23 protein-coding genes and 1 pseudogene are annotated in these 25,188 nt (G+C 65.1%); 12 read left to right on the top strand and 12 right to left on the bottom strand.

From position 1 onward, the window contains the following. The first annotated feature begins 5 nt into the window (after nt 1-5). Complete coding sequence (locus tag GVY64_RS27700) at nt 6-881, top strand: IS3 family transposase (RefSeq protein WP_159847573.1); 876 nt, start codon at nt 6-8, stop codon at nt 879-881. A 407-nt stretch (nt 882-1,288) separates the two neighbouring features. Further along, nucleotides 1,289-1,594 carry a hypothetical protein gene (locus GVY64_RS27695; RefSeq protein WP_159847570.1) on the top strand — a complete coding sequence of 102 codons (306 nt, stop codon included), beginning with the start codon at nt 1,289-1,291 and terminating at the stop codon, nt 1,592-1,594. A 199-nt stretch (nt 1,595-1,793) separates the two neighbouring features. On the opposite strand, the gene GVY64_RS27690 is transcribed toward GVY64_RS27695, so the two are convergent. Beyond that, a complete protein-coding gene (locus GVY64_RS27690) occupies nt 1,794-2,372 on the bottom strand; it encodes a hypothetical protein (RefSeq protein WP_159847568.1) in 579 nt (192 codons plus the stop codon). Between the two features lie 209 nt (nt 2,373-2,581). Between GVY64_RS27690 and GVY64_RS27685 the strand changes: the two genes are divergently transcribed. After that, on the top strand, nt 2,582-3,388 hold the full coding sequence (locus GVY64_RS27685; protein ID WP_159847565.1) for a hypothetical protein: 807 nt from the start codon (nt 2,582-2,584) through the stop codon (nt 3,386-3,388). A 1,035-nt stretch (nt 3,389-4,423) separates the two neighbouring features. Next, entirely contained in the window at nt 4,424-5,404 is a 981-nt protein-coding gene (locus GVY64_RS27680) for a hypothetical protein (protein ID WP_159847562.1), read from the top strand. 241 nt (nt 5,405-5,645) lie between these two features. Here the strand turns inward: GVY64_RS27680 and GVY64_RS27675 are convergent, their stop codons facing one another. Both GVY64_RS27675 and GVY64_RS27670 read right to left on the bottom strand, forming a co-directional pair. Next, a complete protein-coding gene (locus GVY64_RS27675) occupies nt 5,646-6,020 on the bottom strand; it encodes a hypothetical protein (protein WP_159847559.1) in 375 nt (124 codons plus the stop codon). Between the two features lie 743 nt (nt 6,021-6,763). Continuing rightward, the gene (locus GVY64_RS27670) at nt 6,764-7,660 is read right to left on the bottom strand and encodes an NAD(P)H-binding protein (protein WP_159847556.1); all 897 of its coding nucleotides are present in this window, start codon (nt 7,658-7,660) and stop codon (nt 6,764-6,766) included. Between the two features lie 99 nt (nt 7,661-7,759). Here GVY64_RS27670 and GVY64_RS27665 point away from each other — a divergent pair, with 99 nt between their 5' ends. Next, nucleotides 7,760-8,425, top strand: coding sequence for a winged helix-turn-helix transcriptional regulator (locus tag GVY64_RS27665; protein WP_159847553.1), 666 nt, complete (start codon nt 7,760-7,762; stop codon nt 8,423-8,425). A 730-nt stretch (nt 8,426-9,155) separates the two neighbouring features. Here the strand turns inward: GVY64_RS27665 and GVY64_RS27660 are convergent. Further along, entirely contained in the window at nt 9,156-9,704 is a 549-nt protein-coding gene (locus GVY64_RS27660) for a PadR family transcriptional regulator (protein ID WP_159847550.1), read from the bottom strand. Between the two features lie 1,695 nt (nt 9,705-11,399). Between GVY64_RS27660 and GVY64_RS38770 the strand changes: the two genes are divergently transcribed. Both GVY64_RS38770 and GVY64_RS38060 read left to right on the top strand, forming a co-directional pair. Continuing rightward, the gene (locus tag GVY64_RS38770; RefSeq protein WP_268895675.1) at nt 11,400-11,522 is read left to right on the top strand and encodes a hypothetical protein; all 123 of its coding nucleotides are present in this window, start codon (nt 11,400-11,402) and stop codon (nt 11,520-11,522) included. A gap of 157 nt (nt 11,523-11,679) precedes the next feature. After that, nucleotides 11,680-11,913, top strand: a complete 234-nt coding sequence (locus GVY64_RS38060; protein ID WP_236567281.1) for a tyrosine-type recombinase/integrase — start codon at nt 11,680-11,682, stop codon at nt 11,911-11,913. Nucleotides 11,914-12,005: 92 nt separating this feature from the next. Here the strand turns inward: GVY64_RS38060 and GVY64_RS27650 are convergent, their stop codons facing one another. After that, on the bottom strand, nt 12,006-12,914 hold the full coding sequence (locus GVY64_RS27650) for a TIGR03620 family F420-dependent LLM class oxidoreductase (protein ID WP_159847547.1): 909 nt from the start codon (nt 12,912-12,914) through the stop codon (nt 12,006-12,008). A 73-nt stretch (nt 12,915-12,987) separates the two neighbouring features. Here GVY64_RS27650 and GVY64_RS27645 point away from each other — a divergent pair, with 73 nt between their 5' ends. Both GVY64_RS27645 and GVY64_RS27640 read left to right on the top strand, forming a co-directional pair. Next, nucleotides 12,988-13,545, top strand: a complete 558-nt coding sequence (locus GVY64_RS27645) for a TetR/AcrR family transcriptional regulator (protein ID WP_159847544.1) — start codon at nt 12,988-12,990, stop codon at nt 13,543-13,545. 421 nt (nt 13,546-13,966) lie between these two features. Then, nucleotides 13,967-14,614 (top strand): hypothetical protein, encoded by a 648-nt coding sequence (locus tag GVY64_RS27640; protein ID WP_159847541.1) that lies wholly within the window; start codon nt 13,967-13,969, stop codon nt 14,612-14,614. A 332-nt stretch (nt 14,615-14,946) separates the two neighbouring features. Here GVY64_RS27640 and GVY64_RS27630 read toward each other — a convergent pair whose 3' ends face one another. Further along, complete coding sequence (locus GVY64_RS27630; RefSeq protein WP_159847538.1) at nt 14,947-15,141, bottom strand: Tn3 family transposase; 195 nt, start codon at nt 15,139-15,141, stop codon at nt 14,947-14,949. Between the two features lie 103 nt (nt 15,142-15,244). Then, nucleotides 15,245-15,724: a hypothetical protein gene (locus GVY64_RS27625; RefSeq protein ID WP_159847535.1), complete on the bottom strand. Its 480-nt coding sequence runs from the start codon at nt 15,722-15,724 to the stop codon at nt 15,245-15,247. A gap of 492 nt (nt 15,725-16,216) precedes the next feature. Here GVY64_RS27625 and GVY64_RS27620 point away from each other — a divergent pair, with 492 nt between their 5' ends. The 3 genes from GVY64_RS27620 (at nt 16,217) to GVY64_RS27610 (ending at nt 21,709) form a co-directional block, all read left to right on the top strand. Then, complete coding sequence (locus GVY64_RS27620) at nt 16,217-16,639, top strand: hypothetical protein (protein ID WP_159847532.1); 423 nt, start codon at nt 16,217-16,219, stop codon at nt 16,637-16,639. Nucleotides 16,640-18,320: 1,681 nt separating this feature from the next. After that, the gene (locus GVY64_RS27615; protein WP_159847529.1) at nt 18,321-20,861 is read left to right on the top strand and encodes an ATP-binding protein; all 2,541 of its coding nucleotides are present in this window, start codon (nt 18,321-18,323) and stop codon (nt 20,859-20,861) included. 260 nt (nt 20,862-21,121) lie between these two features. Continuing rightward, a complete protein-coding gene (locus tag GVY64_RS27610; RefSeq protein WP_159847526.1) occupies nt 21,122-21,709 on the top strand; it encodes a hypothetical protein in 588 nt (195 codons plus the stop codon). On the opposite strand, the gene GVY64_RS27605 is transcribed toward GVY64_RS27610, so the two are convergent. From GVY64_RS27605 to GVY64_RS27585, 5 genes and pseudogenes are all read right to left on the bottom strand, one after another. Beyond that, nucleotides 21,657-22,067 carry an arsenate reductase ArsC gene (locus tag GVY64_RS27605; RefSeq protein WP_159847523.1) on the bottom strand — a complete coding sequence of 137 codons (411 nt, stop codon included), beginning with the start codon at nt 22,065-22,067 and terminating at the stop codon, nt 21,657-21,659. The genes GVY64_RS27610 and GVY64_RS27605 overlap by 53 nt on opposite strands. Nucleotides 22,068-22,150: 83 nt before the next feature. Then, nucleotides 22,151-22,357 (bottom strand): annotated as a pseudogene (locus GVY64_RS27600) (low molecular weight phosphatase family protein); the annotation flags it as partial. A gap of 36 nt (nt 22,358-22,393) precedes the next feature. Further along, nucleotides 22,394-23,515: an ACR3 family arsenite efflux transporter gene (gene arsB, locus GVY64_RS27595; RefSeq protein ID WP_159847520.1), complete on the bottom strand. Its 1,122-nt coding sequence runs from the start codon at nt 23,513-23,515 to the stop codon at nt 22,394-22,396. Next, nucleotides 23,512-23,889, bottom strand: coding sequence for an ArsR/SmtB family transcription factor (locus GVY64_RS27590; protein WP_159847791.1), 378 nt, complete (start codon nt 23,887-23,889; stop codon nt 23,512-23,514). Before GVY64_RS27590 ends, arsB begins: the two co-directional genes overlap by 4 nt. A 320-nt stretch (nt 23,890-24,209) precedes the next feature. Beyond that, nucleotides 24,210-25,073 carry a cyclopropane mycolic acid synthase family methyltransferase gene (locus GVY64_RS27585; RefSeq protein ID WP_159847517.1) on the bottom strand — a complete coding sequence of 288 codons (864 nt, stop codon included), beginning with the start codon at nt 25,071-25,073 and terminating at the stop codon, nt 24,210-24,212. Nucleotides 25,074-25,188 lie beyond the last annotated feature (115 nt).

The raw sequence follows: 25,188 nt of genomic DNA, 5'->3' as shown, positions 1-25,188 counted from the left end.
GGTTCGTGAAGGACAGCCGGCACCCGGTCGAGCTCGTATTGCGGGTGCTGGGTATCGCCTCGTCGACCTATTACTGGTGGTGCAAACGTCTCGAGCGGCCCTCGGCGCGGCAGATCTCCGACGAGGTGTTGCTGGCCGAGATCGTCGATATCCATACCAGCTCCGGCGGCACTTACGGCTCGCCCCGCGTGCGCGCAATGCTGGCGCGGCGCGGCATCTCGGTCGGCCGCAAACGGGTGGAGCGGGTGATGCGCGGCGCCGGGTTGCAGGGCGCTTTTCTGCGGAAGCGGTGGCGGATCGGATCCACGCGGACCGATCCACGGGCCGCGCCGGCGCCGGATCTGGTCGAACGAGTCTTCACCGCGGATCGGCCGAACCGGTTGTGGGTGGCCGATGCCACGCGCATCCCGTGCGGGCAGGGCGCGTTCTGGCTGGCCGCGGTGCGGGATGCGTTCTCCAACCGGATCGTCGGGTGGAAGACCTCGGACCGCTGTGACACCGAGATGGTTCTGGGCGCGCTGGAGTACGCGGTCTGGAGCCGAGATGTCCGTGACGGTGAGTTGATCCACCACTCCGACAGGGGATCGACCTACACCGCTATCCGCTTCGCGAACCGGTTGGCCGACAACGGAATTGCGCAATCCATGGGATCGGTCGGGGATTCCTACGATAACGCGCTGATGGAGAACTTCTTCTCCACGCTGAAGACGGAACTGGTCTACCGCCGGTCGTGGCGGACCCGCGACGAGGCCGAAAACGCCCTGTTCTCCTACATCGACGGCTGGTACAACACCCAACGCATCCAAAAGAACCTCGGCTGGAGATCACCCGACGAGTTCGAAGCCAGCTACCATCACCCTGTTCCAGCCGAAAGCTGGTAGTCCGCCCTCCAACAATGCGGGGGAACCTCATCCAGCTCGTACAAACCAAGCGCCGGTGTGGCTTGGGGTATCTCGGTCCACGTCGACGGCTCCTCGAGCACGATGGTCGCGCCCTTCGCTATCCGAAACCGATGCGGGACTTCTCGGTTACCGTCCGCCTCGATCAATACCTCCGGCTGGAACAGCATGACTGGTGTTACCAGGTGTTAAGTGGGTGATGACGCCGACGAGTTGCCCCACGATCTGATCTTCTGGGCCAACCCGAACGGTAAGGCGTCCGGCTGGCTGTACGCCAATGGGAAAGGTGTGGGTTGCGACCGGCCAGGGTTCAACTGCGCATGGCGGCCCACAATGGGGCGTGCAAGAGAAGGGGTTTCCACGAACGTGTATCCGGGCGGGAAGTCGCGATGAACGGCACCGACAACGTGGTTCTCGAGGCCAGCGGCGTCACCTACTATTCGCCGCAGGACGAGGCAGCGTTGTTCGGGTGGCTCGACAATACCCCCTGCGTCGAGTCGTACCGAGGACGTTCGTGCACCTTGTACTTGACCGTCGATCTCTCCGCCGTCGACGAAGGTGGCCTCCGCGAAATCGTTACGCTCTACCGCCGATACAACATCGACCTGAGGGGGTTACGCGCCCTCAGCGCAGACCGAGTCAGTCCGTGGTTCAGCGACACCGCTCGCTGGTGGCACGATGAAGCCTTCGGGTAGGGCTCCGGCCCGGTCGTCGCCTCGGAACACCTTCGGTGCCGGAGGGGACATCGAAGGCGCAACATGTCGCCCGGACGTACACGGCAGTCAGGCACTCACGCCAGGATCAGTATCTGTCGTCGATGAAGTACGTGTGCGTAGTGGTCCACTCCCCCTCCGGACACAGACACTACGCACACGGGTGGTTGTGGAGCGGTTTCTACCACGCCACCCGTTTTTCATGGTCGTAGGTGAGCTTCGGGCCGAGTTGCCGGTAGACCTCGAGTTTGTCGGTGGGGTCAGCCGCCTTCAGTATGTGGACCAGCCCGCCGAGTGAGGTCACAAGCTGGTGGATCTCCTTCTTGTTCAGTGGTGATCCGCGCGTTGCTCGGCTTTCCGCGCGGTGAGCTGTGCAGCGGTGGCCTGGCGTTCGCCCTGAACTTTGTTGGGTCCAGCTCGCCACAAGGGCCGGGTCGGTGCCCGCTTCCAGCGCTGCTCGGGACCGAGACAGTTTGCGGTCGTGTTCGGCAAGCGATCGTCGTGCACTCTCGATGGCGGGCGTGTTGTCGGTCTGGGCCTCTTCGAGCATGGCCAGCGAATGCTCGATCCGGTCGGGGTGAAATATCTCGGCCAACCATGAATCGATCGGGCTGCTGAGCTGGTCTTCGCGCAGGTAGACGGTCGTCGGGTGGTCGATGTTGTCAGCGAGGGCGTACTCGGGGGGATACCGGCAGCGGTAGTGCGGCCGCCCGTGGTTCCAGCTGCCCTGTATCCGCCGTCCGCAGGCGTCGTGGAACAACAGCCCCTTGAAGGCGTACGGGTGCTGACGCCGGGTCGTGGTCCTGCCCGTCGATTGCGGGCCCCGGGCGGCGAGCCGAAGGTGCGTCTGCTCGAAAACGTCCTTACTGATGAGCGCGCCACTACACCACCCCACAGATCGTCGCGGCCGAGGAACACCTGAAAGCGGCGAGCCTGCTCGATGGCGGGCGCACCGTCCCGGCGGCCGCGGTGGATGTCGCGATCATCGAGCACGCCGCCAACGACAACGGCCAGATGCTCAACGACGGCCGAGTCCAGCTGCTGCGCGAGTTCGCCACCTCACGCGTAGGCGAGGTGGCGCGCGAGCCTCCAGAACGACCCGTAGGGCGTAGGGCACAACTCACGGGTCGTTCCGGTGTGTGCCTATTACGTGCCGATGCCGAACTGGTGCGGTGGTGGATACATTCGCTCATGTTCACTTTGGTGCAAATCACCCGGCCTCAGGGGTATCCGGAATGCTTTCCGATGATCGATTGGGTCGAGACGGCGTGCTGGATGATGTTGGATACGATCGGGTTGCAAGGCCATTCGCCCGCACTGCCCGACTTTCCCGCCGAGTTGCATGAACTGGGCGTAGTGCACCACGGTATCGGCCCCGACGGCAAGGGAGTCTCCTATGACCGTTACATGGAGAGCCGAGGTGAGCTTCAACGCTGGAGGAAGATCGTCGACGATTCCGATTACAGGAGCCTTCTTCGGCTACAACAAGTCGATCCGAGCGCAAGCAATGTCGCGTTCACTGCCATGTTGAGCAACAGGCTCGGTCGGCTCAATCGCTACATCGAGGAGATCGTCCCGCCGCGCACCCGCGATAACGGCGGTCGAAATGAAGGCGCTACTGCGCGCGCCACCGTTTCGGGGATTCTGGATCGGCTGGTCGACACTCTTACCGACATTCATGATTCCTACAAGGCGCTCCAAGGCCGATACGAATCGGCAGCGGTGGGCTTCAACTTTCTTCATCCCCATTATCCGAAGCCAATGAAGCCGGCCTGAGGCCAAAGCACAGCGGGACAAGCATCCAGAACGGCTGTGGGGTTGCACTATCCACGGGGCGATCTGGATCAGGTCAGCTCCGCCTTCGTGTCCAATGAAGTCGTAGATCGTCAGCGCACCCGGCTCGCCGGTCGTGGTGCCGATCAGGAGTACAGCCCGCCGGGCTCGAACGTTCGAAATATCCGAGGCCATTGACTTTCCACCCGCGGATTCGCTGACGACGTGATACAGGCCGGCGGCTTCGTCGATCGTCGGAACCACGGCCGCCGCACCGACATCCAAGGGATCAGCGGTGTGTTCGGCAGCCGCGACGGCAGTGGGGCGAGTTGCGCGGAATGCACCTCACCGATATGCGTCTTCGGCGTACCCCCACGTCCACTCGGCCCGAGCGCGACGGCGAAACGCTCGTGGCCCTCGGCCGAAGTCCGGCACACTGCCGCCGTCGCGCTCCAGGCATCGTCGATGCGGCGCATCCCGTCCGGAAACGGTCCGAGCACCAACTCGATCTGCTGCTCGGGAAGACGCGGCGGAGGGCCACCATGGCCGTCACCGTATGACAGCCCTCCTCGCCATCGGCACTTCCCTAGGCACTCGCGCGGGCATCGAGTGCCTCCTTCCAGCGCGCGGTGCGTCGGTCCCGGTTGCGCGACGGTAGTGGAATGCTGGTCAGTGAGATCTGAACATCTTCCGCGAATCCGACCGCGACGTCCTGATTCCGCCCGGCGATACGCCATTCGGCCTGCACACCCGCCGCTCGGCCATGCTCGAACGCAGGCGGGTCTTCCGGGTGGGAGTGACCGCATCGGCTTTCGGGGCGTTACCCGCCGACTGTGCCGCCCGCGTGTACGAGATCGCGTTCTCCACCGGACAACGGGTGCTGGTGCCCGAGGTATTCGCCCCCGCGTTGTGCCCACTGGTTCACCCGCGGGCAGCCGGAAGTGGTACGCGATCCGCGCTCACTGACCGCCGTAACGATCGTTGAGTACCTATCGAGTGCTGATGTCAGGGGGTCGCGGAGTGGATAGGTTCCTGTCGATGAAGTCAGCCCGGGTTGGATTGATGATGCTGGTCGGAGTGGCGGTTGTCGCGATAACGGCAGTCGCGCTGCTGTCTATCGCGTCGACGACGAAGACGGTGCAGCGGGACAACGAAGCGGGGCAGGACTCCGGTCTGCAATCGAAGGTCTTCGCGCGGGACGCAGCGTTGAACGCCGCCAAGGAGGTGGCCGTCGCCGTGGTGGGCATGGACGCCGAGCGTATCGACGATTCGATGCGCACAATGCGATCGAAGATGACCGGATCTCTCCGCGATGCTTTCGACAGCAACGCCGAGAGAATGAAACAAGCTGTGTCGCAGTCGAAGTCGTCGATCTTCGCGAGTCCGCTCGTTGCCGCGCTTGCGGAGTTCGACGACGGTGGGACGCGGGCCGAAGCCATCGTCGTGCTCGAACAGAGAACGAGCACCGACACGCAGGCACGTGCCGCTACGTATGTGCTGTCGCTGGCCAAGGAGGGGGGAGATTGGAAAGCAGACGATCTGCAGCCCATCGGCACACCACGAATGGCCGCCGACGTTCGCACAGGCCCGCTCGCCATCTTCGGCGAAACACCGGCCGAGATCGGCAATGACGCCTTCGTCGTCGACGCTGCTACCCGCGAGGTGAAGACGGCCGCAGCCGAGGCCACACAGGCGATGTACACCTACGACTACCGGCTGATCGATGAGTATCGATCCAAGGTCTCGGCACTCTTGACCTATCCGCTGCTGCAGATATTCGAGGCGTCCAGCGACGATCTCGTCGAGGGGGTCACTGCGACGCAAGCCAAGCAGACCGTGAAGGTGGATCCAGTCGGTTTGGTCGATCTCCGCGCCGACAGGGCCGACCTGCTGCTCGTTGTGGAGGTCAGTGCGTCGAAGGTCAGAGCGGCGTCCGAACTCACGAGGGGAACCATGGCGGCTCGGATGATCAAGGTCTCCGGCAAATGGCTGCTGTCTGAGCTTCTCGACATCGCCTGATCACAACACCGCCTCGTTGGCCGAAGGCGTCTGCGGATGGGCGGCTGGCCGAAGTCCCCCCGATGCCCGAGTGGCCGGGAATGATCGGACCGTTGCGACCATGCCTCCCGGTCCCAGGGTGTTCCGGATCTTCGTTCCCGCGAAGTTCCTCGCCGCGAGCGATCGCAGACATTCGGAGACACCGGAGTTCTGGAAGTTCTCAGATGCACCGGGCTGTCTTGTGTATTCGCCTCGAACGAGGCTACTTCGGCCAGTATTCGAACCACCATCGGATCGTCGGGTTGCCGCTCAGCGTGCACCCCGATGTCCGGTAGTAACGCTGGTACTCGCCGTTGACGACGAGGCAGTCGTGTTCGGTGGGGTGCCCGACACTCATCTTCGGCCACTCGTCGGCCCCGGCCGTTGCCATTCCGGGAATCACAATGCCGAATGCGACAATAGCGATGCCCATCGCGCGACGGAGACCCCACGCAGGCCTTGTATCCAGGCTGAATTGACTCGGCGTGGTGTTCAGGTCTTCGTTCGATGACCCTGTCATGATTCTCCTTCGATTGTTGCCGGTGCTGGTGACAACTCCTTCGGACGTTATTTTCACGACCCAGGCTGTGCCCGTCATCGGTACGCGTTAGGCATTTCGGTTGCTACCGGGTGTTGCGGCCGCGACGGCGCCACGGCCCAACCCTTTCCGACCTCCGACAGTCGTAGCAGGTGGCCTCGACCGATACGACATGCGAGCAGGGTCAGGATTCCGATGTGTCCGAACCGACAATCACCGCAACGTCGGCTGCCTCGGGGGTGCCGATCGATCCGCCCGCGGTGACCGCCGGACTCGTCGGCCGTGATTGGGGAGCTCGACAGACTTCGCGCCTCTTGACGCCGCCGGTGTACAAGTGTTCGCGGGTGCGAAAGCTAATCAGCATCGGGTCGTCCGGTCGGTGGCTGATCAGATTCCGGTGTTCTCAGGATGCGGCAGCCCTCTCCAGGGGGCAGCACTCTGCCATTGCAGGTCGCAGGGCCGCTAATGGATTCCTAGGCATATCGCCACGAATTCACTCCCCACACCACCGGCGCCACTCCCAGTAGGGCTAGAAAGACCCCCCCGCTCGTGGCAGCCGGTTCCTCCGAGTCATGTTTCTCTTCTTCTGTTCCTGCCACTCGACTTCAAAGGGCTTGCGGATCGACTCACCCGTGTCGCGGCCGATCCCGAGCAATTCGACAACCCGCGCCATTCGGACCAAGCCCGGGGCACAACGCGGTCGCGGTGGTAGTGGACGAACTGCACTGACATGACGCGAGGGCCGCCGACCACTCGCCTGGTCGCCGCTTCGTCCAGCAACAGCACCGCATTCATAGGAACTCTCAGGCCGCGGCGCTTCGATAGGCACGTTCGCCGCGGAAGACGGCCGCGTGCCGTGCCGCGAATTCGTGAAAAGTTGTCGGCTCGATACCGAATCGCCGATGGGTAGCAACGTTCACCTTGGCGGTTCCCAGTTTCCGCCGCTCGTCGAAGAGTTCGACGAACGCGTCGGCGCGCGGCGGCGGATAACCTCGGCCGAGCCACTCGCTGCGTTTGGTCTGGGGGGCGACGTCGACATATCGGACAGGTCGGTCGATGGCTGCGGCAATGTCGGCGGCGACCCCGGCCCCGGTCAACGCCTGCGGCCCGGACATCCGGTAGGTGGTGTATTCGTGTCCGTCGCCGGTCAGCACGGAATGCGCAATAGAGGCGATGTCGTCGATCGCTATCGGGACCAGCGCCGCCTCGCCCAGGGGCAAGCGCAGTTCACCCCGCGCGACGATGTCGGGAACCTCCTCGAAATACGCCTCCATGAACTGACTGGGCCGCAGCACAGTCCACGGAACGCCGGATGCCAACAGATAGCGCTGAACCTGCTCATGGTTGCGGGTCGACCGGAACTTCTCCGCATCCCAACCGGTGAAATGATCGTCACCGGAGAACTTGACGATGCGCCCGACGCCGGCGCGTTTGGCAGCGTCGATGAACGTGCATTGCGTTTCGAGCATGTCGGGCCCAGCTCCGGAGATCATCAGCACTCGATCGACACCCTCGAGGGCAGCGCTGAGGGAGTCCGGCCTCAGCATGTCGCCGACGACGACATCGACGACCGGTAGCGCCTGCAGTTCGGCGGCTTTTGCGGGTGTGCGGACCAGCGCGCGGACCGGGTCGCCGTGGCGCACGAACTCCCGAATCACTGCCGACCCCGGACGGCCTGTAGCGCCTGTAACGAGAATCATCCTTGCTCCATGTTCGTAGGTGGTTACATAATGGTACTTTATAGATACATATCGCAACTATAGAAGTGCGCTTCGTAACTGAGGCGATAAACTATCGACGTGGACAGCAAACGGACATACGGCGAGGCGTGTGCGGTCGCCAACGCTCTTGACCTGGTGGGTGACCGGTGGGCCCTGCTCATCGTTCGAGAGCTCCTGTTCGGACCCAAACGATTCAGCGACCTGCGGGCGGGACTCCCTGCCATTGCACCCAATCGTCTGACCCAGCGGCTGCGTGAGCTCGAGGAGTACGGCATAGTCCGACGACGCACACTCGGCCCACCTGCCGCATCGCAGGTCTACGAACTTACGGTGTGGGGTCGCAGCTTGGAAGGCGTCCTTGTGGAGCTCGCCCGGTGGGGCCGGCAGTCGCCGTTCCGAGATCTCGATGATCACGTCAGCGTCGATTCGCTGATGCTGGCGCTGCGGACCGATTTTCGCCCGCCCTCCGCTACCGACCTGCATGCCACCTATGAGTTGCGGTTCGGTGCTGATCACGTGGCAGTCCGAGTGATGGGAGCCGAGATCGACATATCTCGCGAGGAGGTGGCGGCGCCCGACGTCATCGTCACCACCGACGTTCGAACGTTCGTGAGGGTGATGACCCGAGCCGAGCCCGTGTTACACGCCATGCAATCGGGTCGGCTGAACCTTGCAGGCGATCCGGCCGCGTTCGAACGGCTGCTCAGCGCACTGCCGCGACCAACCCCCGCCGATCTCCTCTGAATCTCGTCCGATGGGTAGCAGCGTTCACCGTTGCAGTTCCCATTTTTTTGCCGCTTCTCGCCCCGCAGACCTCGTCGAGACCGGAGGGAACGGGGTCAGCCGCCCGGGCGAGGAAACGTCCACCGGCGTAGCCGAATCGGTCGATCCGCTTACCGGGCGGCAGCTGCTGCGAGTGCGGCATGGCCTCGCTGAGACGGAAGATGTGGGCGCAGCGGGCATTGGGGAAACCGAGCGCGTCGTTGTTCCGCCTGAAACGGCCGAATTCGGCTACGGAGGTACGAGCGCGGCCAGCTCACCTGGACTGCGCCCACAGTCCCGCTCCCGGTGTTGCTGGCGGGATGACCGCCGGGAAGCACTCGCTGCAGCGTTCCTGTTCAGCCTGCTCGGGCTCGCATCGCTTGAACGGCCTCAGATTCCGGGATGTCGGATTGCAGCCGGGCCTGCCCGGCCGGTGTCTTCGAGTGGGTAGTGGTTCATCAGGATCAGAGTCTCGGCAGTGTTGGCGATGCCGTGATAGCCGATGTGGATGGCCGCGTGGAGCTTGCCCGCCAGGGATCACCGGGCTTCGAAGTCATGCAGCTCCGGCCTTTCGAGGAAGATCCACACGTCCGCGCCCTAGACCCTGCGGGCCTCGGCCGAGGCGTTCCTTGACACCATCCGCTCGTCCAACACCCGCCGCACGTGTCTTTTGCGCCGTTACTGCCGGAACCCTGATCGGCAAAGTATTCGTCTACGAGTTGTTTCGGGACGACACTTCCGCATCGATTACCTGTAACGCCCACTCGGTCCATCGGTACAAGGCCTCTTGCTGATAGATGCCGTACTCCGCAGCCAGCCTGCCGAACCGGAGTTTGCCGCACGGGTGGGTGTCGGCGTCGGCACGCGCGGTGATGGACCGCAGCTCATCGAGTTCGGCGAGCGCGTCGGCACGATACCGCAGGACCAGCTCCCGTGCCTGTTCGGGCTCCACTGCCGAGAGCAGGAACATCCGCAGCGAGTACTCGTCGCGGACCGCCCTGGTCTGCATGGGCGTCATCAACCATTCCCGCAATAACGTCCGCCCCTCCTCGGTGATCGCATACGTCCGGCGGCCACGAGCTCCCTCCTCTGCGACGACGATCAACCCTGCTTCGGCGAGCCGGTTCAACTCCGGATAGATATGGCTCTGCCGCGCCGTCCACGCGTGCTTCTGCAGCGACCTTTCAAATCGGGCGGTCAACTGGTAGCCGCTGGCCGGACCGTCCTCGAGAAGCCCGAGCAGGGCGTATCGCAACGACATGCCCACAGCATGGCAGATCGCCGTGACCCGTCCTCGCCGACCGGCGGAGACCTCGGCGTCGGTCAGCTTCTTCGGTCGGTGTCGCGCAGGGCCGCCAGTACGTTCTCCACCGCGCTTGCGAATACGTGTTGATTCCGGTGTCCGCGAGCAGCGTGGCGCGGAATCTGTGCGCCACATCGGACACTTCCGCGGTTGCTCTGGTCAGTTCCGGCAGGCCGAGATCCGCCGAGTAGGAGTCGAGTCCGACGACTCCGGCCGCGCGCCTCGCCCGGTACCTGGTACACCCGATCCAGCGAGATGGCCTGGCCGAGCAATGCTTCGGCGTTGTCGACCAGGTCCCGGTCTCGCCGGTCAACCGACGCCTGGGCGAATGCCTGTCGGGCCGGTCTCGACTGGGGCAGACCACGACCGACATATGCAGCCAGCCACACCGGCAGCCGGTCCCGTGGAAAGGTTTCCATGCCGGCGAGATAGTGGGTGGAGTCGCTCGGCGGGATCGACGGTTCGCGCAGCCCGCCCGGATCTGTGGTACTGGTGTTGGACAAATTGCGAGCCCCTGCTCCCCGCCATCGCGGTTGTCGTCCAGCGACTACTGTTGACGGTGCCATCGCTGAAGATCCTCGCGAGCAGCCGCGAGCCGCTCCGCTGGGTCCACGTTCGATACTCGTGCTCACTCCTCGGCTTTCGCAGTTCTTGCCGAAGGGGCGTTCGATGCACCTCGTGCGCTCAGCGGTATTCCGGATGTTCGTTGCCTGTGGCTGTGCGAGGGCGGCGGCTGCGACTTCAGCGGCAGGTGCGCCTATCGTGTCGTCGTGACTGTGCACTGCTCTGCGACGGCGACGATGTCGCGGTGACCACCGACCTCACCTATCGTCCGGTCGTGGGCCATACGACCAGCAGATCCGGTGCTGACATCGTCTGGTCGTCATGACGCGATTGGCGCCGCGAGGAGCGAGGTTCCCTTCACGGTGGTGTGGGGCCCAACCCCGTCCAGCGAGACCGACAGGCGGTGTGCGACGGATCCTGCATCGAATTCCCAGCCGTTGTAGCCGTCGAACGCGGGATCGTCTGCAGCTGGGAGTCTTGGAGCCGCCGGTCGTCGCCGGTCGTTGATCCACGCAAGCATCTCGTCGCGGCTCGCCTGACCCATGGAGTCGTTGCCGTACAGATCGTAGAAGCACGATTTGCAGTACCTTGCCCTGCTCCGCGACGGTCCACTCCGACCAGTCGCCGCAGCCGCTCTGGTACCCGTGACCATAGAAGTGTGCCGCACCGAAGCGGGCGCTGAGCGCTTCGAGGTCGGCGTTCAGGGCTCCTCTGTGCACCAGCTGGGTCCAGCCGTCGAACGCCGGAGTGACCACAACCGCCTTGTCGGGCGGCAGGTCACCTTGTGCATCGAATAGCCAGGCGGCCTCTCGGAAGCCGACCGGCACAGCGTCGGTGAGCTGAAATGCGTCGAGCACCGCGGCCTGGTCGCTGGTCGGGACCGCGTACCAGGAGCACTCTTCGACGAAGGTGGGCCCGAGCGGCTCAGCGGCGTCGAGATCCTGCGCGCGACGATGCAGGAGGATTTTATCGAGTGTCGCGTCGCGAGTCTCCGGCCCGCACCGCCGGGTACCAGCAAGGCACTCTCGCGGGAGTGTTGCCGAGATCAGGAGATCGGATGCGCCGCTGCGCGAGCGGGTGCTGTGGCACATGCTCTATGAGTCCTCCGCACGCGCCGAGGAGGTACTGGTGCTCGATGTGCGCGATCTGGACACGGTGAACCGGTGCGTGGTGGTGGCCCGCAAGGGCGGGGCGCGGGAGGTGATCGCGTGACAGCCCGGCACAGCGCGGTTGCTGCCGCGCATGCTGGCCGGTCGGCGCCGGGGCCCGGTGTTCGTGACCGACCGTAAGGCCCCGGCCCTCGGTGGCCGGCAACGATGTCGACCCGGTGACCGGGCGGGCCCGGTAGTCCTACCGGCGCGCGGCCGAGCTGTTCGAGACGCACACCAGCGGCGACGATGACGGCCCCTACACATCGCATCAATGGCGGCATTCCCGGCTCACCCACGCCGCCGAGGACGGCGCGTCGACGCCGGTGCTGATGAAGTCGAGCGGGCACACGTCGGTACGCAGCCTCGCGAAATACGCCCGGGTGTCCGACGAGGAACTGCGCCGGTACCACGCCGACGGCGACCCAGCCGCACGCCGGCGACCGGGCCGCTGAGCTCTAGGCCACGGCCGTAAGGTGCTCGGCCCGTTGATTTTCCGTAGGCACGTGTCCGCTTCGAACCGGGCGGGTCGCGGTTGTTTGCTGAATCAGCTGTTCAGTCCGGCCAGTTCACGCCATTCGGCTATCGGCGCGGTGGCTGGTTGGGCTGTGAGAACCTGTAGGCAGACGTGATCGGCGCCGGCATCGAAGTGGGCTTTTACGCGGTCGGCGATAGCGGCGAGTGCGTTTGGCCCGCCCCCGGCCACCAGTGCGTCGACGACCCGGCTGGCCGGGGTGCCGCACAGCTCGTCGATGGTGTAGCCGAAACGCTGCATGTCCTTGACGTGCGCGCCGCCGGTGGCGAGGTAACCGCCGACATGAGCTCGGGCCAGGTCGCGAGCCGCTTCGGGATCGGGGTCGAGCACGACCGCCTGCTCGACGGCGAGCAGCGGGCCGGGGCCGAGCCGGGTGCGGGCGTCTTCGGTATGGGCGACCGGCACCAGGTAGGGATGCGCGCCGCTGGTTCGTGCGGCGGCCAGGTCCAGCATCTTGGGGCCGAGTGCGCCCAGCACGCGGTGGCCGGGAACAGGCGGGGGCGGGCTCTGCAAGGGCACCGCATCCATCGCATCGAGGTAAGCGGTCATCGTCGAAACGGCACGCCCGGCGGAGGGTACGCGATGCCCTCGGTAGATCAGTGGCCGGTCATCGACCCGGTGTCCGCCGAGGCCGAGGATGAACCGGCCGGGATAGGCCTCGGCGAGGGAGCGTTCGGCGGTAGCCATTGCGATCGGATCGCGGAAAAAGATGTTCGCGATCCCGGTGCCGATCACGAGGTCGTTCGTGGCGCCGAGGAGGATCCCCGCCTGCGTCAGCGCGTTGCGGCCGAATTCCTCTCCGATCCACAAGGCGTCGAAACCGAGCTGTTCGATCTCGCCTGCCAGCTCGCGTACCCGGGTGGCGGGTTGTGCATCCAGGGCCAGTGTCCACAGGCCGAGGCGGCCCGCTGTCGTGTTCATTCATCCTCCGGTAAAGTGAGAGACTCTCACCTTAACGATAGTGAGGGGCTCTCACCTTGTTCGAGGAGGTCGTGTGCCGAGACCTGGACCCAGGCGTGCCGATGCCCGCCACAATCGCGAGCAACTGCTCGCGGTCGCGGATACGGCCTTCCGCCGGGACGGAGTGCACGCCTCACTGGCGGAGATCGCGCGCACATGCGGGATCGCCATCGGCACTCTCTACAAGCACTTCCCGACCCGCGAGGCACTTGTTCAGGCCCTGATCCACGATCAGGTCACGAGCCTGCAGGAGAACGCGGAACGGCTCGCCGACTCCGACAAACCGTGCGAAGCGCTTATCGAGTGGTTGCAGGAGTTCGGCCGGTGCGCCTCGGCGTATCGTGGCTTGGCGGAATCGATCCTGGCCGCGGCCGCCGTGCAGAACTCTGACCTGAACGCCAGTGTCGAGAGCATGCGCGCCGCCGGCGGCATTCTCGTGAGCAAAGCGCAAAAGGCCGGGGCCATCCGGCCCGATGTCACTCCTACGGAGGTGTTCGCGCTGGCCTGCGGGGCGGGTACCGCGAGCGAGTACGCGGCCGCCGATCCCGATCGCCTCCTGCGATTCGTCGTCGAGGGGCTCTCAGCACGGTAGCGGGCGGGTGTATGCACTCTGAAACACCCTCATCGTCGGCGGGCGGGTAGTCGGCCGCGTTGTCAGCAGGAATCAGGAGCCGTGAGCTGAAAGCGCACCATTCGGCATTACAGCTCACTCTGATTGGCTATACCCATACCGCTGGGCGCGCCCATGAGCGCCCGATTCACTCGTCATCGTCAGGGTTCCGGTAATAATCGCCGAAAACCAACGGATACGGGCGTAGCTGCTGGTGAGCCTCGTCGGGACCATCAGCGTCTTCGGACCTGCTTCGCGGGCTCGAGCCGCGGACCGGGGAGACAGCCAGGACTTCCGCGCGCCAGTATGAAAGCGCGTTCGGCAGACACACCCCCTCCAGTTAGGCTGACACGGTATCCGAATCGACGGAGTCGGATGTGAATTGCACTAGGTGGGCTGGCTGTTGACCGATACGACGACCGGTGAAGAGTTGTCCCTGCCAGCCGGGGCGGGCAGCGGTACGGATCGGGCGCTTCGCCGGGTGCGGATCCTGTGGATGTTCGCTGTCCTCGCGCTTTTCGTGGGGGGAGTCGCGGCAGTGCCCGCATGGTTTCAGGCATATCGCTTCTACCGATTCGACTGGGTCCCGGTGTGGGCTCTGGCGGTGTGCTGGACGGCCGCTGTGGTACTCCTTGCCGTGCCGAGGCTGGGTCGGCGCCGCGGGCGGGGGCGGATTGCACTTGCCGCCGCTCTGGGAGTGGCGATGGTGCCTGTGTGGTCCGTTTCGATGTTCGTGGCCTCGTTTGTCGCCGAGGACAGCGCGGTCGTGGCCATCGAGGTAAGTGCCGACGGGCACCACGAACTGGTCACGGAATCGTACAAGGAATACAACAACCCCGCCGCTTGCCGCGTCTTGCTTCGTGAGCGCGGTGGGCTGTTCAGCAGACAGGCCTATGTGTGGCACGACGAAGTTTGCCCGCAGCATGTGTCCTTCACGGGCGCCACCACGATCAGCCTCACCGAGCCGGGCTCCGGGAAGCCTAAGGTGACGACGTTCGACGCCGACCGGATGCAGGTCGCACGGATTCATCGGACTTACGGCATCCGCTGACACGAACAACTTTCGAATCGGTACAGGGGCGGCACACTGAACCGTCACCTCGACAATAAGCCGGCGACCTACTCGATGCCGCCACCGATGGACCCGGCTCCGGCTGGGACCTGCACGAACTTCGGCACTCTGGGCTGCCACATCTTGGCGAATCGGGCGCGAGCCTGCTCGAACTCATGGCCAAGTCGCGTCACCGCAAGGCCGAGAACCTGCGCCGCTACTCCAAACCATCCCCGCAGGCGATGCGCGAACTGACCAGCCTCATCGGTCCCGGCCCGTCCCGGACCCATTGACCAGCAACGACGTCATATCCGCCCGAAATTCGGCCGACACTACGGCGACCCCTCGTCGGGAGCATCCGGATCCCGCAACGGCCGGTGACTTCCGCGCAGATCTGGCTGGTGGAAGCTGTAGTGGCCGTCGAGCCGGACATGGCGGCGGATGAATGGCGACAGCCGCGCGGCGTCCTCCTCGCGTACCGGATAACCCTGCTCCCGCAGCTGGTCCACGGCACGGCTCAGGTACACCGAATTCCGCCTAACGGCAGTTTCCGCTCAACTGGACCCCACATGCCGATGCTCAGAGACAAGGTCGTCGCTGAAGCTGCTCGGCTTCCCTGCCGTGAATGAACTACCCGAACGCCAGCACTGCAATTCCGACGAAGAGATCCACGATCGCGCAGAACTCGGCGAAGGACCGGGCGACTGTGCGGTTCGAGTGGTAGTGCACGCAGTCCCACCCGCTGTGGGCGATCCAGCCGGCGGCGACCACGAAGCGGGCGACGTTCCCGCCCACCTCGACCGCGATGATCGCCGCCGTCGCGAACCCGGCAGTCGCGACCGCCAGAACTCGTACCGTCGAGTCGAATCCGCGGCTCGCCGCCAGCCATCCGAGCAGATTGGCCGCGAGCACTGTGAGCGCGGCATATGGGGGCACCCAGTCCTGGAGCCGAAGCAGCGCGAAGACCACTCCCAGCACCAGAAACACGGTCCAGGTCGCCTGTTGCCGCCCCACCGCCGCGGCGCCGATATAGATCAGCGCCAGCACAATCAGCAGTTCCGCCAGCGTGCGGACCATGTCCGCGTCGCCGGTCGGCGCCATCACAGCCACGACCGCGATTGCCGTAAGCGACGGCCAACGGTGTGACACCCATCGGATCGCCTCCGTCATTTGCCGGCCTCCGTCGTGTCATCCCTCACTGAACTACGCACAGTGCTGCATGGCCACGGTCAGCGCATCGGTATTCGATAAGCACCGGACCGGACGCGACGTTGGCTCGCGTCACCTCCTTACCCAGTGGCACTACGCTCCGTATGTATGGCAGGAACGAGTGCGTCTGTGGTGCCCGAGGTCCCCGATACCGCCGTCCGGGCCGCGTTCTCCCGTCTTCGGCCGCGTGACATCCAATTCCGGCACCTCGCCAGCGTTCGGGCAGTACTGCACTATATGACGGTCGCCGACCCACAGCGGCTGTCCCGGATGCTTGGCGATATCGCGCCTGCTCAATTGCTGTGCGCAGCCCGACTGGCGCACCCGGACCATCTCCCAGCGCTGCACGCGGCTTTCGACTACGCCTCGGATGCACCTGCAGTATTCTCATATATGGCAGGCGATTTCCCGCCGAGCGTGGATATTCCCGTGCCGAGCAATGCCCGGATCATCGCCGGATTGGTCGGACTCGCCGACGGCCTGCCGGGCAGCGCCGTATCACATGGCCTGTTTCCCAGCCCCATAACCAAACTCGCCCGGCTGAGCCTCGCCTCGACCGGATATTTTCCCCGCTCCGAGGTTCTCGATGCGGCTCGGTCCGCCTATGACACGGGACACCCCTACTGCGCGCACGATGCCGTCGCGTGCGCACTGGTGCACCCGGACGTCTCGGTCGGTGAGCGGATCGACCTGGTTGCTCAGCTGGCTGCGCTCGGCCCCGACGGACGAGCAGCTCGCGGGTGGCGGAATCGGAAGAAGTTCTGGCGTATCGTCCGATGGGCCGGCTTGCCACCGGACACGCGCCGCACCGGATGAGTGGTGGAACCCGACGGGGCCGATCGACACCACCCATGGGTCGAACACTTCGTGCACAACTACTCGCTGCCCGGTCGAAAGCCGATTTCGTACACCCGGGCGGGGCAGCCGCGGGCAGCGCGCCGAAAGCCGAGAAGGTAACCCCGACCCGTAATAGCCGCCTGCGTTCGTGCATCATGGTCGGCTCGACGGTAAGTGATCAGGTTCTCGCCGATCAGCCTTCCCCGATCATCACGCTGCCCGGATCGGCGGACCGCGATGGCATCGGTCCGCGCGACTACCGCGGACAGCTCCGGGCACTCCGCGACCGACTCCGACCAGCCGCGAACGTCAATCGTCTCGGCCGCGATTCCGAGCCGGCCACGACCCGCAGCAGGCAGGGTGGTCGACCCGTCGCACGCGAGCACTAGGCGGGTCGGCACTGGCAGGTCAGGGCATGGTCTCAAACGAGATACCGTTGAATCCCAGCCAATTCCCCGGCAGACCTCGACCGTCACGGCGCTACAGCAAACGGCGGGCGCTGGACCGCGTCTTGGCCGAGCTCGGAATCCGGCCGAGCAGCCCGGTTTGGCCAAGTCGGCCTCCCAGTTGTGCAACGTCCACGGATTCGACGGATCGGTCTCGCTGCAAAGCCGACATTCCTCCGGCTACATCGCGGGGAAGTCGACTCGGTTGATCAACGGCGTGAACGTACGTTCCGGTTCGGCCACGGCCACGACAGCGACTCGCCGGGCCGAATGCGCGACCTGATCCCGAGAGCCAACGACGGTCACCCCGTGTCGGTCACCACATCGCGGTACGGCTTGGTGAGCCATACCCCGGCGCTTTCGCCCGATCGCAACTGTTCACGACCTGGGAGCGGTCGCCGTACTCCGCAGCGGCCGACCGGCCGGAAATGGCCGCCAACTGCACGGACGTATACACAACCTCGCAGCACCGATGAATTTCGGATGGAGTCGCCGTCGATACGTACAGAGTTTTCGACAGACAGGAGTCCATGCATGACGAGTCCGTTCCGGGTCGGGGTCCTCGCCCTGCTCAGAACCGACCCGGAGGTGGCGGGATCGCGTGCGCCGCATCACCGACAGCGGCTGTACGCCTCCCCGTTCCGTCCGGCCCGGCTGACGGCGTGGGAAGCGTACCCACTGCCGCCGCTGACCGACGGCCGCTTCGAGATGGGCATCGACACCGGCAGACCGGGAATCGAGGAGGTAACCCCGCGCCAAGGGACAGCCCGTCGTGCCGCCACCGATCCAGCGGCTGGCCCAGATCCACGAGACCGTCGACTACCGGTCATCGGCGACACCGTCGCACCGCACTTGGCGCATCCCGCCACTAACCTCGCGGCACTTCGCGCCGCGGACGCAATGACCGTGCTTCCGGATGATCCGACGGCCGCCGCCGAGGAACCCAGCGACATGGGGAGCAGATCGGCTTCTCCTACTTCGTCTTCGGCGCCGAGTTCACCGAGCTCCGGTCGTCGCTTGTCTGCTTCTACCCCAACGATGGCCATCAGCTTACGGCCCGTCCGTACATGTACATATTGACGGGTACGTCTGTAGGTGTCAATGTGGATCTCCCAACGATCACCTAGTCACGAAAATCCAATTGCATGAGTCGTGAATACCAAGCAAAAGCTAGTGTTTCAGGGGTCGATGCGGTGGCGAGTACCAACGTCCTCATGGATGGCGGAGACGCCTTCGTCGGTCGCGAGCGGGAGTTGGCGGTTGTCATCTCGTTGCTGCTCGGCCAGGCCCGACTGGTCACCCTGGTGGGGCCGGGCGGCTTCGGTAAGACCCGCCTCGCGGTCGAGGCGATCCGGCGGTACCGCAAACCGAGTGGGGCGGTGGTGCGGTGGGTGCGGCTGGCACGGCTGGAGGTCGCAGCCCCGATCGAGGCTATTGAAGAGGAGATTGCCCGTTCGGTCGCCACCGCCGACTTCTCCGGCCGCACCGCAGAGGCCGCGATTGTGGATGCGCTCGGCGGGCCCGACTCCGCACGCAGGAGCGCACCGACGGTGTTGGTGCTGGACAACTGCGAGCACCTGCTGCCCGGGATCGTGCAGGTCGCCCAGCGCCTGCTCGCCCAAGTGCGGTCCCTGAAAATCCTTGCCACCAGCCGTGAGCCGCTGAAGTGGGTGCATGAGCATCGGATCACGGTCGCCGCGATGTCGGGATCGGAGGCGGTCGAGCTATTCCGGCGCCGGGCCGAGATGGTCGGCCGTCCCGTGCTCGACGACGACATGGTGCGCGACATCTGTCGTCACCTGGACAACAGCCCGCTCTGCATTCAGTTGGCGGCCGCTCGGCTGGTCCGCATACCGCTCGATGCCCTTCGGCGGGAATTGAGCGGGGAGGCCGCGGGCGACCAGCGGATGCAGTGGCGTGATGAGCGATGGCACGGGGTAGAGGAACGCCATCGGCGGGTGTCCGATGTCATCGCCTGGTCGTATCAGCTGTGTACGCACGAAGAGCGGCTGCTGCTGGACCGGCTGTCGGTCTTTGCCGCGGGCGCCGACGTCGACCCCGGGGAACGGCTGGCGGCGTCTGCTTACGATCGGGGCGCGGATCTGGCCGAAATCCGGGCGGTGTGCGCGGACGACCCGGACGCAGCCGTAGACCGATCCGGGATTCGGCTGATGGACAACGAGATCGGCGAGATCCTCGATCGCCTCGTCGCCCGATCCTTGGTCACGTCGCATTTCACGGCAGGAAGCGTGCGGTATTCACTCGTCGAGAGTGTGCGGCTGTTCGCCGAGCATCGGCTGCGGGAACGTTCGATCGATGCTGTCGACCGGTGGGCAGTTACGGCCGACCGTCATATGCGCTACTACCGCGACCAGGTCGTCGATGCCGCAGGCCGGTGGTTCGGCGCCGACGAGCGGGTGCTGCTCGACTGGGCGCAGGCGGCGTGGGAGAACATCCTGACCGCGATCGACCGCAGCCTGACGCCTTCGGGCGACCCGGAGATCGGACTACAGATCTGCGCCGGCCTGCTCGGTTTGCGACTGCCGTTTTTCAAAGGCTCATTCCGGGAAGTACGCAGCCTGACCGAGCGGACACTCGCGGCCGTGCAATCGGCCGGTCGGCCCCCGACCGACCTGGTGCTGTCGACCACCGCGCTGATTGCGTGGGTCGCCTTGTGCCAAGGGAACCGCGACGAGGCCCACGACCTGCTGGACGACTGCATTCACATGTGCGTACCCCATCCGGACCGGCCGCAAGCCTGGCGCGACAGCGCCGACCGGGACACCGACCTACCTGCCATCGTGGAATTCGTCTGGGGAAACGAACTTTTCGTCCTCCGCGACCCGGCTTCGACCGCAGTCCTGCGCCGAGCCGCGGAGAAGTTCGACCGAATCGGCGACGACAGCACCGCCTCGGTCGCGAACCTGATTGCGGCACTCGCCGCGGTCCTGCTCGGCCCGATGCCCGCAGCGCGAACCCTCGCGTCGGATTTCCGTGATCGCGCCGCCGCCTCCGGCACCATATGGGCAAAGGCCTGGGCCGACCTCATCTGGGGCTTGGTGCTGACCGGTCAGGGCGAGGCTGAATCGGCACTCGCGTTCGAACACGCTGCCCTGAAGCGACAACTCGACACCCGGGAGCGCTGGGCGGCGCTGTGGACTGTCCAGGCACACGCCTGGACCCTTGCCCAGATCATCTCCGACCTGACCGAGGCGATGAGCAGCGACACGGTGCGGATCACCGCCCTGGCCACCCGGACCGCGCAGATCCTCGGCGGAACGGCAACGCTGCGCGCTCACTTCGGTGTGGCAATCGAGAGCCTGGGCCCGTTTCACGACGAGACTGTGCGAGCCGAGCAGATCGCCCGCAGGGCACTCGGCGCCGGTTCCTTCGCCGCCGCTGAAGCGGCAGGCGCCCGCATGGATCCGGAAGCCACCGAAATCCACCTGCTAGCACTCGGATCGGCGGCGAAGCTGTCCCGCTCTCCCACCCGCGCAATGCCCGAAGACCCGGCATGGCGGCTGCTGACCAACGCCGAGCAGCACGTCGCGGTGCTCGCCGCGGCGGGCTGGACGGACACCGCGATCGCAGCCCGCCGCGGCTCCTCTCGACGCACCGTCAACGCCCAGATGGCCGCGGTCCGGAGGAAACTCGTCGTAGGTACCCGCGACGAACTCACTACTCGAATTCCTGCGGCACTCGAGGAAAAGGTCGCCGCCGAAGCCGCCCGACTCCCAGTCGGCAACCAGGAGTGAACGAGATGGAACCGATTTCCGCCCTAGCCGAAGTATTCACCGCTGAGCGGCCACGACCGGATTCGAGCGCGAGCTGAGCCTGTTCGCCCCACTGATTGGGAGCTGGGCTCTGCGGGTGTTCGAACATGAACCGGCCGGGTCGGGTGATCGAGGCGTCGGTCCGTCCAAGGTCCAGCCGTGCGCGTCTGCCTGCTACGTGGTGACGGGGTGCTGCTGTATGCGCTGCGAAAGCCGTTTCAGCCGCACGAGTTCCGTATCGGATGGGATCCGGAGACATTCGCGCCGACGGGCCGCCGTATCGTGACGCGCTGCCGGAGGCACTGCGTGTGTTCCTCTCCACGGTGCATGCGGGGTTCACCGATCTCGACGAGATCTCCTACGGTCCTGCCCCTCCCCGGGACATGCAGAACTATTCGGTGCTGAACTTGCGCGAGGCCGTGCGTAATTGGGAAACTAACGAGGACATTCCGGGTGGCCGGGCAATGCTCATCGCCAAGGGCTTGGGCGATACGCGCTACTTCGTCTCTCCCGACCTGCCCCGAGGCACCATCGGCTGGGAGGCCGACGGCCATATGGAGCGGCCCCTGGAGTTCGCGCGCACCTTCGACGAACTGATGAGCTATGGCTTCCAGCTCGAGCGTGATCGCCCGCCCGAGACCACCGCGCCCGAGACACCGCCGGCACCGGAAGAGTTGCGGCAGGTAAAGCGTGTCCCTGCCCAGGGCGGCGCGAGCGGTCGTGTGGAACCGCGAACTCCTATGCGCCAGACTCACCAATCGTGTCGATGTCCTCTGTTCAAGCGCGAGCGGGCAGCAGTTCGGCGACGAGTTCCTCGACACGGTTCCTGATCTCGTCGCGGATCGGGCGCACCGACTCGACACCCTTGCCTGCCGGGTCCTCGAGTACCCAGTCGCGGTAGCTGACTCCGGGGAAGACTGGGCAGGTGTCGCCGCAGCCCATGGTGATGACGACGTCGGAGGTTTCGACGGCGTCGAAGGTGAGGATTTTGGGTGACTGGTCGGAGATGTCGATGCCGACCTCTCGCATGGCTTCGACCGCGGCCGGGTTGATCGCCTCGGCGGGCGCGCTGCCTGCGGAGCGGACTTCGATGGCTTCTCCGGCGAGGTGGGTGAGGAATCCGGCGGCCATCTGGGAACGTCCGGCGTTGTGGACGCAGACGAACAGGACACTGGGCTTGGATGCCATGAGCGAGTCGGCCTTTCAGTAGGTGGCGTGGGCGAGGGGGCTGTCGCTCATAGCGTGTTCCGATGCTGAGTGGTTCGACAGGGTCAGACCGAGGGCTGGAGTTCGACGAGCAGGTGCTGCACACGGGCGTCGATGTCGTCGCGGATCAGGCGCATGCGTTCGATGCCGTCGATGCCGCGTTCGGAGGGTTCGTCGTTGTCCCAGTTCACGATCCGTACCCTGTCGATGGGATCGACGTGCGCTTCGCGGCCCAGGGTGACGACGAGGTCGACCGCGCGCAGCAGTCGCGGTTGCCGCCGTTCTTGACGCACACGAACGGGTTATGGTCACCGCTCGAGCACCTTTTCCTCCGCCGCGCCCGAAGGGGCGGTCGCGGCAGTGCTGCGGGCACCGAAGCGTGTGCGCAGCGCCAGTGAGACGTACACCAGCCCGACCAAGACGGGGACTTCGATGAGCGGGCCGACGACTCCGGCGAGAGCTTGGCCGGAGGCGGCGCCGTAGGTAGCGATGGCGACCGCGATGGCGAGTTCGAAGTTGTTTCCCGCGGCGGTGAACGCCAGCGTGGTGGTGCGCTCGTAGCCGAGGCCCAGGGCCGCGCCGAGCAGGTATCCGCCGCCCCACATGATGGCGAAGTAGGCCAGCAGAGGAATCGCGATCCGCACCACATCCAGCGGCTGAGAGGTGATCTGCTTACCCTGCAGCGCGAACAGGATCACGATGGTGAACAGCAGCCCGTACAGCGCCCACGGCCCGATCCGCGGCAGCAGCGTGGATTCATACCAGTCGCGGCCCTTGCCGCGCTCGCCGAGACGGCGGGTCAGATAGCCCGCCAGCAGCGGAATCCCGAGGAAGATCAGCACCGACTTCGCGATCTGCCACGGCGAGGCATCGATGCTGGTTCGCTCCAGCCCGAGCCAGCCGGGCAGCACCGACAAGTAGAACCAGCCCAGCACCGCGAACATGACCACCTGGAACACCGAGTTCAACGCGACCAGCACCGCGGCGGCTTCGCGGTCTCCGCAGGCCAGGTCGTTCCAGATGACGACCATCGCGATGCAGCGCGCCAACCCCACGATGATCAACCCGGTGCGGTACTCCGGCAGATCCGGCAACAGCAGCCACGCCAGTGCGAACATCAGCGCCGGTCCGAGTAGCCAGTTCAGCACCAGCGACCCGACCAGCAGCTTCCGATCGCCGGCGACGGTGTCGAGCCGGTCATACCTGACCTTCGCCAACACGGGGTACATCATGATCAGCAACCCGATCGCGATCGGCAGCGAGATGCCATCGATCTCCACGGTGCTCAACCCGTCCCCGAGGCCGGGGATCACGCGTCCCAGCAACAGGCCGGCGGCCATCGCGACGCCGATCCACACGGGCAGGAACCGATCCAGCGTCGACAGTTTCCCCACAACTCCGCTTTCTACAGCAGCGGTATCCGTGCTCACGCGAACAATCCTGCAGCGGCGCCGCTCTCGACCAGCAGCACATCCGACAGCCTTTGCAAGGCTTCGGGAATCACCCGGTAGTACACCCAGGAGGCGCGGCGCTCGCTGGCGAGCAGCCCGGCCTCGCGCAGCACCTTCAGATGATGCGAAATCGTCGGCTGAGTCAAGTCGATGCCTTCGGACAGATCGCACACGCACGCTTCCTGCCCTGCGCGCGACGCGATCGCACTCAGCAGCCGCAGCCGCATCGGATCCGACAACGCTTTGAACACCCCCGCCAGCTCCGCGGCGGCCTGGGCGGTCAACGGTTCACGCACGATCGGCGCGGCGGTGCACGACTGCACCGGAACGATCGGAAGCTGCGACTTCGACATGCGCCTATATTGATCGATATCAATACTGGAGGGCAAGCAAACACCGGGTGAACAGGTCGCAGAGGTCGCTGTTCGGGGGCTGTGGGAGCGCTCGACCGCCCGGCCCCAGAGGTATCTGTCGACCTCGGCGCCATGCAGTAATGTCAGGCAGTGGTCGAGCAGGGCGCGGTCACCGCCGCGGAGCGCGCATACGTGCACCGCGCCGGGCAGGCCGCATCGGGTTGCGAAGAGGGCGTGCTTCCACGAGGACGGACAGGGTCCCATGGCACCCACTGGCGCAGCGCGACGCCGCTGAGGCCGTTTCTCACCGGCCCAGCCATTTACCTCTTGGCGAGGCTGAACTGCGTGACGTCGATATAGCCATCGCGGAAGAATCGGCCGCAACCACTCAGATACTTCATATAGGTGTCGTAGGTTTCCCATGAGGTCATCGCGATCGCCTCGTCGCGGTGTTCTTCCAATGCCCGCGCCCAATGTTTGAGAGTGAGAGCGTAATTCGGGCCGAGCGGATGGATACGCTGGACATCGAAGCCCGCCGCGCGCGCGTAGTCGATCACCCATTCCGGCTCCGGCAACTGGCCGCCGGGGAAGATCTCGCGGGCGATGAACATGCCGAAATCGAGGACTTCACGATTGATCGGCAGGCCTTTCGCGCGGATCTGGTGCCGGTTGTAGACCACGATCGTGTGCAGCAGCATACGCCCGTCGGCGGGCAACATGCGGTGGCACGTGTCGAAAAAACATTCATAACGCTCCCGCCGGAAATGCTCGAACGCGCCGATGCTGACGATGCGATCCACCGGCTCGTCGAACTCTTCCCAGCCCTGCAACAGCACCCGGCCTGTTCGAGGCCCGCGATGCGCGTCGAACAGGCCTTTGACGTGCTCGTATTGGTTGCGGCTCAAGGTCAGGCCGATCACGTTCACGTCGTAGCGCTGCATCGCGCGCATCATCGTCGAACCCCATCCGCAGCCCACATCGAGCAGCGTCATGCCGGGGCGTAGATCACATTTCTCCAAGGCCAGATCAATTTTCGCCAACTGCGCTTCCTCGAGGCTCATGCCCTCCCGTTCGAAGTACGCACAACTATAGGTTCGAGTCGGATCCAGGAACAGCGCAAAGAAGTCGTCAGACAGGTCGTAATGCCACTGGACATCGGAATAGAACGGGGCCAGACCCTCCATGAGTGTTCCTTTCTCCGGAGACCACATCGTTGTCCTCGCCAGTCGGCTAGCTGGCGAGAGGTGCGTCGAACAGGAGCGTCAGAACAATTCCCGAGCCGGAACCGGGCCGCCTGCG

It is taken from the genome of Nocardia sp. CY41 (genome assembly GCF_009829325.1).
Classification (GTDB): Bacteria; Actinomycetota; Actinomycetes; order Mycobacteriales; family Mycobacteriaceae; genus Nocardia.
The sequence above is the reverse complement of the archived record's forward strand: the minus strand, read 5'-3'. Positions and strand labels throughout refer to the sequence as shown.